Source organism: Micromonospora sp. NPDC051141 (assembly GCF_044455765.1).
In the GTDB taxonomy this organism is placed as follows: Bacteria; Actinomycetota; Actinomycetes; order Mycobacteriales; family Micromonosporaceae; genus Micromonospora.
In genome coordinates this window covers 186,615-195,300 of the sequence record NZ_JBITFD010000016.1, presented here as the reverse complement: position 1 = coordinate 195,300, position 8,686 = coordinate 186,615, and the positions used below count along the sequence as shown (strand labels likewise).

At 70.6% G+C, this 8,686-nt stretch carries 9 protein-coding genes and 2 tRNA genes; 3 read left to right on the top strand and 8 right to left on the bottom strand.

Annotated features, from left to right (window positions below):
- Positions 1-584: 584 nt before the first annotated feature.
- Positions 585-806: a hypothetical protein gene (locus tag ACIA6B_RS27130; protein WP_396777507.1), complete on the top strand. Its 222-nt coding sequence runs from the start codon at positions 585-587 to the stop codon at positions 804-806.
- A gap of 6 nt (positions 807-812) precedes the next feature.
- Here the strand turns inward: ACIA6B_RS27130 and ACIA6B_RS27125 are convergent, their stop codons facing one another.
- Both ACIA6B_RS27125 and ACIA6B_RS27120 read right to left on the bottom strand, forming a co-directional pair.
- On the bottom strand, positions 813-1,610 hold the full coding sequence (locus tag ACIA6B_RS27125; protein ID WP_396777505.1) for a carbon-nitrogen hydrolase family protein: 798 nt from the start codon (positions 1,608-1,610) through the stop codon (positions 813-815).
- 39 nt (positions 1,611-1,649) lie between these two features.
- Entirely contained in the window at positions 1,650-2,483 is an 834-nt protein-coding gene (locus ACIA6B_RS27120; protein WP_396777504.1) for an EamA family transporter, read from the bottom strand.
- Positions 2,484-2,524: 41 nt separating this feature from the next.
- Between ACIA6B_RS27120 and ACIA6B_RS27115 the strand changes: the two genes are divergently transcribed.
- Entirely contained in the window at positions 2,525-3,148 is a 624-nt protein-coding gene (locus ACIA6B_RS27115) for a helix-turn-helix domain-containing protein (RefSeq protein WP_396777502.1), read from the top strand.
- A 24-nt stretch (positions 3,149-3,172) separates the two neighbouring features.
- Here the strand turns inward: ACIA6B_RS27115 and clpX are convergent, their stop codons facing one another.
- The 5 genes from clpX to ACIA6B_RS27090 form a co-directional block, all read right to left on the bottom strand.
- Positions 3,173-4,465 carry an ATP-dependent Clp protease ATP-binding subunit ClpX gene (gene clpX / locus ACIA6B_RS27110; RefSeq protein ID WP_396777500.1) on the bottom strand — a complete coding sequence of 431 codons (1,293 nt, stop codon included), beginning with the start codon at positions 4,463-4,465 and terminating at the stop codon, positions 3,173-3,175.
- A 225-nt stretch (positions 4,466-4,690) separates the two neighbouring features.
- A complete protein-coding gene (locus tag ACIA6B_RS27105) occupies positions 4,691-5,353 on the bottom strand; it encodes an ATP-dependent Clp protease proteolytic subunit (RefSeq protein WP_396777498.1) in 663 nt (220 codons plus the stop codon).
- Between the two features lie 14 nt (positions 5,354-5,367).
- Positions 5,368-6,009, bottom strand: a complete 642-nt coding sequence (locus ACIA6B_RS27100) for an ATP-dependent Clp protease proteolytic subunit (RefSeq protein WP_089158260.1) — start codon at positions 6,007-6,009, stop codon at positions 5,368-5,370.
- A 174-nt stretch (positions 6,010-6,183) separates the two neighbouring features.
- Positions 6,184-7,530 carry a trigger factor gene (tig, locus tag ACIA6B_RS27095; protein ID WP_158273812.1) on the bottom strand — a complete coding sequence of 449 codons (1,347 nt, stop codon included), beginning with the start codon at positions 7,528-7,530 and terminating at the stop codon, positions 6,184-6,186.
- Positions 7,531-7,678: 148 nt separating this feature from the next.
- A tRNA-Pro gene (locus ACIA6B_RS27090) sits at positions 7,679-7,752 on the bottom strand.
- 153 nt (positions 7,753-7,905) lie between these two features.
- Here ACIA6B_RS27090 and ACIA6B_RS27085 point away from each other — a divergent pair.
- Positions 7,906-7,979, top strand: a tRNA-Gly gene (locus tag ACIA6B_RS27085).
- A 23-nt stretch (positions 7,980-8,002) separates the two neighbouring features.
- Here ACIA6B_RS27085 and ACIA6B_RS27080 read toward each other — a convergent pair.
- Positions 8,003-8,653 carry an MOSC domain-containing protein gene (locus ACIA6B_RS27080; protein WP_396777495.1) on the bottom strand — a complete coding sequence of 217 codons (651 nt, stop codon included), beginning with the start codon at positions 8,651-8,653 and terminating at the stop codon, positions 8,003-8,005.
- Positions 8,654-8,686: the final 33 nt, after the last annotated feature.

Here is an 8,686-nt window from a genome sequence, read left to right as displayed (position 1 = left end):
AACAGACCCGAAAGCCTGCCCAGCACGGGGTATAAAACAATTGGCACTGGCTTATCAAGCACCCTGTTGAGTTCTCAAAGAACAACCACACACCAACCCGAAGCCCTGCATCGCAGGACCCCCGCTTGGGGCAACCTCTCCAACTTACCCGGCTCGACTTTCGCTGTCAACCTCAGGTTCGAGGTGATCACCTTGGTTCGAGCCGATCCACGCTGACGCACGCCGTACCCGGCGGTCGTTGCTAGTCGTGGTTTCCGGCGGACCGGCCGGCGCCGCTCTCGCAGCCACCCGCCCGGCTCCCTGCCGGCTTCCGAACTCTACCCGGTCGGCTTCGCGTTTGCAACCCCGTGTTCCCGGAGTCTTTCCGCACCGCCCGAATCCTCAGTCTGGCTCGGCGTCACCGCCACCATCCTGGTGCCCGCTCTCTGCCGGTTTGCCCCGGCTTCCCGCGTGCAGAGAGAAAGTTACGCGGTGCCACCCGGGAAGGCAAATCAATGATCGTCATTGTCTCTGGCGACCCGGGTTCCGGGGACGGCACTCGCGGGGAGGTCCGGATCGGGGCCCGCCGTGCCAGAGTGGTCCGCATGGCTGACCTGTCCCGGCTCCCGGCCCTCGCCGAGGAGGCTCTGCTCGGTCTCCTGTTGCCGTTCTGGCAACTGGTCATCGGCGCGTTCGTGCTCGCCGTGCTGGTGCTGTCGATGGGACGGCTGGTCCGTCGGGGCCCGTCCCGGATGACCACCGCGCTGCTGGTCACCGCCGCGGCCATCGCCTGCTTCGCGGTGCTGGGTGTGCTCCTGGAGACCTGAGCCGGGTCAGAGCCGGCGGTTGGCGAGACTGGGCAGCTCGGCCCGGATGGTCCGCAGCCGCTCCAGGTCCACCTCGGCGACCGCCAGACCCGGACCGTCCGGAACCTGGCTCACCACCGTCCCCCACGGGTCCACCACCATGCTCCGCCCGAAACAGGTCCGGCCCGGATCGTGGTCACCGGTCTGGCCGGCCGCCGCCACGAAGCACTGGTTCTCGATCGCCCGGGCCCGCAGCAGCACCTCCCAGTGGTCCCGCCCGGTGTGCATCATGAACGCGGCCGGCACGACCAGGAGTTCGGCGCCGCCGTCGACGGCGAGCTGCCGGTAGAGCTCCGGGAACCGCAGGTCGTAACAGATCGACAGGCCGACGCGGAGGCCCTCGACGTCGACCACCACGGGCTTCTCCCCCGGGGCGACCGTGGCCGACTCCTGATAGGAGACCCGGCCAGGGATCTCCACGTCGTACAGGTGGATCTTCCGGTACGCGCCGGCGAGCGCGCCCGCACGGTCGAAGACCAGTGAGGTGTTCCAGGTGTGCGCCGGGTCCGGGCCGGCCTCGTGGAACGAGCCCGCGATCACCCAGAGGCCGAGCCGGCGGGCGGTCTCGGCGAAGAACCGACCCACCTCGCCGTCGACCGGTTCGGCCGGCGGCATCCGGTCGGCGTGACCGAGGTAGTCCACGTACTCCGGCAGGAGGGCCAGGTCGGCGCCGGCCGCCGCGGCCCGGACCAGCAGGGCCTCGGCGGCGGCGAGGTTCGCCGCCCGGTCGTCGCGGGCGTTGAGCTGGCAGACGGCGACGCGCATGAGGAGAGGGTACGGCTGCCGGCCGCCTGACGACAGGGCTCAGACGCTGGCCAGAACGAGCGCGGCGGCGGCGAACCCGAGCCCGGCCAGTTGCACCGGTCGTAGCCGTTCCCGGTCCACGGCGAGCGCGAGCAGCACCGTGCTCGCCGGGTAGAGCGACGCGATGGCCGCCACCACGCTGAGATGGCCCCGCGCGGCGGCGGCGAGGTAGAGCGCGTTCGCCGCGGAGTCGAGCAGTCCGGCCGCGGCGGCCCAGCCGAGCACCCGCCGGCCCAGCCGCAGGCGGACACCGGCGCGGGCGGCGAGCGCCAGGCCGAACGCGATGGAACTGACGCGCAGCGCCAGCACCGGCCACATGCCGGCGCGCTCGTCGGCCTGCCCGAGCAGCGCGAAGAAGATGCCGAAGAGCAGGCCGGCGGCGAGCGCGGTGCCGATGATCCGCCCCGAGACGCGGCCGGCGCCGCCGCGCTCGCCGAGGCTCACCAGGGCGATCGCCACCACGGCCAGCCCGGCGCCGCCCAGCGCGACGGTGCCCGGGGAGTCCGCGACGAGCAGGCCGGCGACGATCGGCACGATCGCGGCGGTGATCGCGGTGACCGGTGCCACGACCGCCATCACGCCGGTGGCGAGCGCGCGGTAGAGCAGCACCACGCCGGCCGCGCCGGCCACGCCGGCGAGCAGGCCCCAGGCCAGGTCGACGCCGGTCGGCGCGCCGGGCACGACGAGCACCAGCACACCGAGCAGCGGCAGGCTGATCATCTGCGACAGCACGGTCACGGCGATCGGGTCGGCGTGCCGCGATGCCTTGCCGCCGGAGAAGTCGGCCGTGCCGAACGCGATCGCGGAGACCGCGGCGAGCACAATGGGAAGCATCCGGTAGTCGTATCACAATAGTGACCGTGAAGGATAGTATGATGACCGAAAGCGGTGGGCGGGTGGGCGCGGTGACCGCCGCGGTCGCCCGGCAGGTACGCGAACTGCGAGCCGCACGCGGCTGGTCCTTCGAGGAACTCGCCGGCCGGTCCGGGGTCAGCAAGGGGATGCTGGTGCAGATCGAGGGCGCCCGCACCAACCCGAGCATCGGCACGCTCTGCCGGGTCGCCGACGCGTTCGGGGTCAGCATGGCCCGGCTGCTGGAGCCGGCCGAGGAGAGCACCGTCCGGATCACCCGGGCGGACCAGGCGCCGGTGCTGTGGCGCGGCGCGCACGGCGGCGTCGCCCGCCTACTCAGCGGTCTGGGCGAGCCCGACCTGGTGGAGCTCTGGGACTGGCGGATGCGGCCCGGCGAGGCGTTGCACTCGCCCGACCACGCCCACGGCACCCGGGAGATCCTGCACGTGCTGGACGGCGCCGTCACGGTCACCGTCGACGGCGTCGACCACCGGGTGGAGGCCGGCGAGACGGTGGAGTTCCACGCCGACCGGGAGCACGGCTACCGCACGGCCGGCGACGAGCCGGTGCGGCTGATGATGGTGGCGGTCACCCCGTCGGGCGAGTGGGACCGCCGGACCCGCTCACGCGGACCGCGCCCGAGCTGACCCGGGCGCGGTCGCGACGGGCGGTCAGGCCGACTTCTCCTCGCGGTCCCGGCGACGCCGGCCGGTGAACTCGCGGGGCACGATCGTCGGGTTGACGTTCTCCAGGACGGCCTCGCGGGTGATCAGCACCCGGGCGGCGTCGGGGTTGCTCGGCACCTCGTACATCACGGAGAGGAGCACCTCCTCCATGATCGCCCGCAGCCCACGGGCGCCGGTGCCGCGGAGCATGGCCTGGTCGGCGATGGCCTCCAGCGCCGGCTGCTCGAACTCCAGCTCGACGCCGTCCAGCTCGAACAGCCGCTGATATTGCCGGACCAGCGCGTTGCGCGGCTCGGTGAGGATCCGGACCAGCGCGCTGCGGTCGAGGCTGCGCACGTTGGTGATCACCGGGAGTCGGCCGATGAACTCCGGGATCAGGCCGAACTTCAGCATGTCCTCCGGCATGACCTGGCTGAAGATGTCGTCGGTCGACCGCTCCGAGACCGACCGGAGCCGGGCGCCGAAGCCGGTGCCGCCGGAGCCGGTGCGGGACTCGATGATCTGGTCGAGGCCGGCGAACGCGCCACCGCAGATGAACAGCACGTTCGTGGTGTCGATCTGGATGAACTCCTGGTGCGGATGCTTCCGACCGCCCTGCGGCGGCACGTTGGCCACCGTGCCCTCCAGCATCTTCAGCAGGGCCTGCTGCACGCCCTCGCCGGAGACGTCGCGCGTGATCGACGGATTCTCCGACTTGCGGGCGATCTTGTCGACCTCGTCGATGTAGATGATGCCGGTCTCGGCGCGCTTGATGTCGTAGTCGGCGGCCTGGATCAGCTTGAGGAGGATGTTCTCCACGTCCTCGCCGACGTACCCCGCCTCGGTGAGCGCGGTGGCGTCGGCGATCGCGAACGGGACGTTGAGCATCCGGGCCAGCGTCTGCGCCAGGTGGGTCTTGCCGCACCCGGTCGGGCCGAGCAGCAGGATGTTGGACTTGGCCAGCTCGACGCCGTCACTGCCGGAACCGGGCGCGCCCGCGGCCTCGGCCTGGATCCGCTTGTAGTGGTTGTAGACCGCGACGGCGAGCGCCTTCTTGGCCTGCTCCTGACCGACGACGTAGTTGTCGAGGAACTGGCAGATCTCCATCGGCTTGGGAAGCTCTTCCCACTTCACCTCGCCGGACTCGGCCAGCTCCTCCTCGATGATCTCGTTGCAGAGATCGATGCACTCGTCGCAGATGTAGACCCCGGGGCCCGCGATGAGCTTCTTGACCTGCTTCTGTGACTTGCCACAGAAGGAGCACTTCAGTAGGTCGCCGCCGTCACCGATCCGTGCCACCTACGTTCTCCCTGCACTCATCGGCCGGAGCGCCGGCCCTGACCTGCGGACGCCACCGCGCCCGTCCGTCCTGTCGTCCTGCTGTGCTGTCGGATCCCCCGATCCGACCCCGGAGCGGTACAGACCCGACGTTACCCGGTGGCCGGGTTTTCTCCGACCCCCAAAACGGGTGTGTCAGAGGTCGGCCGGGAACCGCCCCCGGCCGACCTCCGACCCCGTTCGTGCTCAGCCCGCGGCGTGAGTCGCCAGCAGACCCTTCTTGCGGCTGGTCAGGATGGTGTCGACCAGCCCGTACTCCTTGGACTCCTCGGCCGTCATGATCTTGTCACGGTCGATGTCCTTACGGACCTGGTCGATCGGCCGGTTGCAGTGGCGGGACAGCATGTCCTCCAGCTGCGTCCGCATCCGCAGGATCTCCCGGGCCTGGATCTCGATGTCCGAGCCCTGGCCGTAGCCGCCCTCGGTGGCCGGCTGGTGGATGATGATCCGCGAGTTCGGCAGCGCCATGCGCTTGCCCGGCGTGCCGGCCGCGAGCAGCACCGCCGCCGCGCTGGCCGCCTGCCCGAGGCAGACGGTCTGGATGTCCGGCCGGACGTACTGCATGGTGTCGTAGATCGCCGTCATGGCGGTGAAGGAGCCACCGGGCGAGTTGATGTACATGATGATGTCGCGGTCCGGGTCGGTGCCCTCAAGCGTCAGCAGCTGGGCCATCACGTCGTTGGCCGACGCGTCGTCCACCTGGACCCCGAGGAAGATGATCCGGTCCTCGAAGAGCTTGTTGTAGGGGTTGGACTCCTTCATCCCGTACGACGTGCGCTCGACGAACGACGGCAGGACGTAGCGGTTGTGCACGGCCGCGAACTGGGGCGGCAGGCTCAGGTCGGTCATCGTCAGCTCCTCGGTCAGCTCAGGGTCCCGGCGCCATCCGGAACCTGCGCGGCCCCGATGATCACCTTGTCGATGAAGCCGTAGTCCATGGCCTCCTGGGCGGTGAACCAGCGGTCGCGGTCCGAGTCCGCCTCGATCTGCGCCTGGGACTGGCCGGTGTGGTGCGCGACCCGCTCCTGGAACATCCGCTTGGTGTAGAGCATCTGCTCGGCCTGGATCGCGATGTCCGACGCGGTGCCGCCGAGGCCACCCGAGGGCTGGTGCATCATGATCCGCGCGTGCGGCAGGGCGTAGCGCTTGCCCTTGGTGCCGGCGCAGAGCAGCAGCTGACCCATCGAGGCGGCCATGCCCATGGCCACGGTCGACACGTCGTTGTCGATGTACTGCATGGTGTCGTAGATCGCCATGCCGGAGTAGACCGAGCCCCCCGGCGAGTTGATCCAGAGGAAGATGTCGCGGTCCGGGTCCTCCGCGGCGAGCAGCAGCAGCTGCGCGCAGATGCGGTTGGCCACCTGGTCGTTCACCTCGCTGCCCAGGAAGATGATGCGTTCCTTGAGCAACCGGTTGTAGACCGAGTCGTCGAGGTTGCCAATGGAGTCGCCACCGCGGGCCTCGATCGCCCGGAGCGACTTCTTGGGGATGTGCATGTCGGTCATGGCAGCCCTTCGCTCTCCGTACCGTCCTGTCCGACACTAACCGCTCGCCCTACGGGCGTACTCCCGGTCGGGGCACTGTTCGCTCTCAGCGCAGTCACCCGCAGGGCGTACCCCGGAAAGGGTTTCGGCCGCCGCCCGGCGCGCAGCGCGGGACGGCGGCCGTCGCCGGAACGATCAGTGCTGGTGGTCGTGCTCGGCCTCGTTCTGGGCCCGCAGCGCGTCGAGGGAGACCTCGTTGCCCGCCGCGTCCTTGATCTTGATCTTCTCCATCACCGCGGCGAGCGCCTTGCCCCGACGGACGTCACCGAAGACGGCCGCGGCGGCGCCGGAGCGGGCGAGCTGGTCGTAGTACTGCTGCGGGGCCATGCCGGCGCGCTGCGCCCGGTGCACGATCTCGTGGCCGAACTCGTCGTCGGAGACCTGCACGTCCTCCGCGTCGGCGAGCGTGTCCAGCAGCAGCTGGATCTTGACGCCGTCGGTCGCCGCCTCGGTCAGCTCGGCGTCGATCTGCTCCTCGGTCTTCTCCTCCGCGGCGAGGTACTCCTCCAGGGAGGCGCCGATGCGCTCGAGCTGGTCGACCATCGCGGCCTTGCGGCTCTCGACCTCCTCCTTGACGACACCCTCCGGCGCCGGCACCTCGGCGGCGGCCACCATCTGCTCCAGCGCCTTGTCACGGGCGGCGTAGATCTGCTCGACCTGCTTGCCGCGGGTGACCCGCTCGCGCAGGTCGGCGCGCAGCTCCTCGATGGTGTCGAACTCGCTGGCCATCTGCGCGAAGTCGTCGTCGAGCTCGGGGAGCTCCTTCTCCTTCACCGTGCGGACGGTCACCGCCACCTCGGCGTCGCGGCCGGCGAAGTCGCCGCCGACGAGCTGGGTGGTGAAGGTGGTGCTGTCGCCGGCGGCCAGGCCGACAAGCGCCTCGTCCAGCCCCGGCAGGAGCTGCTTGCTGCCGACCTCGTGCGAGATGTTGCTCGCCGAACCGCCGGGGACGTCCTCGCCGTCGACCGTCGCGTTCAGGTCGATCTGGACGAAGTCGCCGTCCTGGGCGGCGCGCTCCACCGTCTTCAGCGTGGCGAACCGCTCGCGCAGGCTGTTGACCTGCTCGTCGATCTCGCTGTCGGCGATCTCGATCTCGTCGACGGTCACCTCGATGGTGGCCGGGTCCGGCAGGGTGATCTCCGGGCGGACGTCGACCTCGGCGGTGAAGTTGAGCGAGTCACCGTCGTTGAACTCGGTGATGTCGACCTCGGGACGGCCGAGCGTCTTGAGGTCGTGCTCCCGGACCGCGGCGAGGATGTTCTGCGGGATGGCCTCCTGGATCGCCTCGTTGAGGACGGTCCCCCGGCCCACCCGCTGGTCGATCACGGCGCTGGGAACCTTGCCCCGGCGGAAGCCGGGAACCTGGACCTGCTGCCCGATCTCCCGGTACGCCTTCTTGAGGCTCGGCTCGAGCTCGACGAACGGCACCTCGATGGCGAGCCGCACGCGCGTCGGGCTCAGAGTCTCGACGGTGCTCTTCACAGGCGTACTCCTTGACGGATCTGGGTGTCGATTCTGGGGCGTGATTGCGCGCATCGAGTGTAGGCGAGTCGGCCTGCGGCATCGGCAGGGCCCGGGTACCGCGCGGAGAAACCGGCGGTTCCCGGGACGATCCGGTCGCGAACGACAGTCGGGGTGGCGGGATTTGAACCCACGGCCCCTCGCTCCCAAAGCGAGTGCGCTACCAAGCTGCGCCACACCCCGTGGCGACAAAGAGTGTATGCCGTCCGGGCCCCTCCACGGGTGACCGGGGCACCACGTGCCCGCGTGGGGCGCGCGGTCCGCCGGTGGGGGATGCGCGGGCGGGGCGGAGGATTCGGTACGCTGTCGCGTGTGCCCCGTCGACGCGGGGCGCTCGCGGGCGTAGCTCAATGGTAGAGCTTCAGTCTTCCAAACTGACTACGCGGGTTCGATTCCCGTCGCCCGCTCCACCGCTCCACCGCCCGACCGGCGGTCAGCCGCCGAGTCGCCTCCGGATCCGGTCCGCGTCCTCCGCCGGCAGCGCGTCGGCCACCAGCACCCGGGGCAGCAGGTCCGGCTCCGTCGTCACGGCCCGGAACAGGAACGCCACGGTCACCTCGTGGTCCGGCCGGTGCACGACCTCCACCGGGTCACCGGCCCGGACCGCGCCCGGCTCGACCACCCGCAGGTACGCCCCCGGCACCGCGGCCCGGGTGAACCGCCTGATCCAGCCCTGCTCGCCCAGCCAGCCCTGGAACGTGCCGCACGGGATGCGCGCGCAGGAGACCTCCAGCACCAACTCCGCCCCGACCCGCCACCGCTCGCCGACCAGCGCGCCGTTCACGTCCACCCCGGTGGTGGTCAGGTTCTCGCCGAAACTGCCGTTGCCCAGCGGCCGGCCCAGCTCCGCCTGCCAGCGGTCCAGATCCTCCCGGGCGTACGCGTAGACCGCCTGGTCGGTGCCGCCGTGGTGGGCCACGTCGTAGACCCGGTCACCGGCCAGACCGACCTCGCCGGCGCCCTTGGGGCCGGGCGCGCTGACCGCGACCGGGCCGTCGACGGGCCGCTTGTCGATGCCGGTCGACGCGATCCCCTTCCAGGGGTTGGGTCGGGGCCGGCCCACGTTCACGGAGAGCACCTTCATGGCGGCGACGGTAGGCGCTGACCGGCCGACCGG

Coding starts and splice junctions, on each gene's coding strand:
- ACIA6B_RS27105 (WP_396777498.1), bottom strand. CDS start 5,353: ATGACCGACCTGAGCCTGCCGCCCCAGTTCGCGGCCGTGCACAACCGC.
- ACIA6B_RS27125 (WP_396777505.1), bottom strand. CDS start 1,610: ATGCGCGTCGCCGTCTGCCAGCTCAACGCCCGCGACGACCGGGCGGCG.
- ACIA6B_RS27120 (WP_396777504.1), bottom strand. CDS start 2,483: ATGCTTCCCATTGTGCTCGCCGCGGTCTCCGCGATCGCGTTCGGCACG.
- ACIA6B_RS27080 (WP_396777495.1), bottom strand. CDS start 8,653: ATGAAGGTGCTCTCCGTGAACGTGGGCCGGCCCCGACCCAACCCCTGG.
- ACIA6B_RS27130 (WP_396777507.1), top strand. CDS start 585: ATGGCTGACCTGTCCCGGCTCCCGGCCCTCGCCGAGGAGGCTCTGCTC.
- ACIA6B_RS27115 (WP_396777502.1), top strand. CDS start 2,525: ATGACCGAAAGCGGTGGGCGGGTGGGCGCGGTGACCGCCGCGGTCGCC.
- ACIA6B_RS27100 (WP_089158260.1), bottom strand. CDS start 6,009: ATGACCGACATGCACATCCCCAAGAAGTCGCTCCGGGCGATCGAGGCC.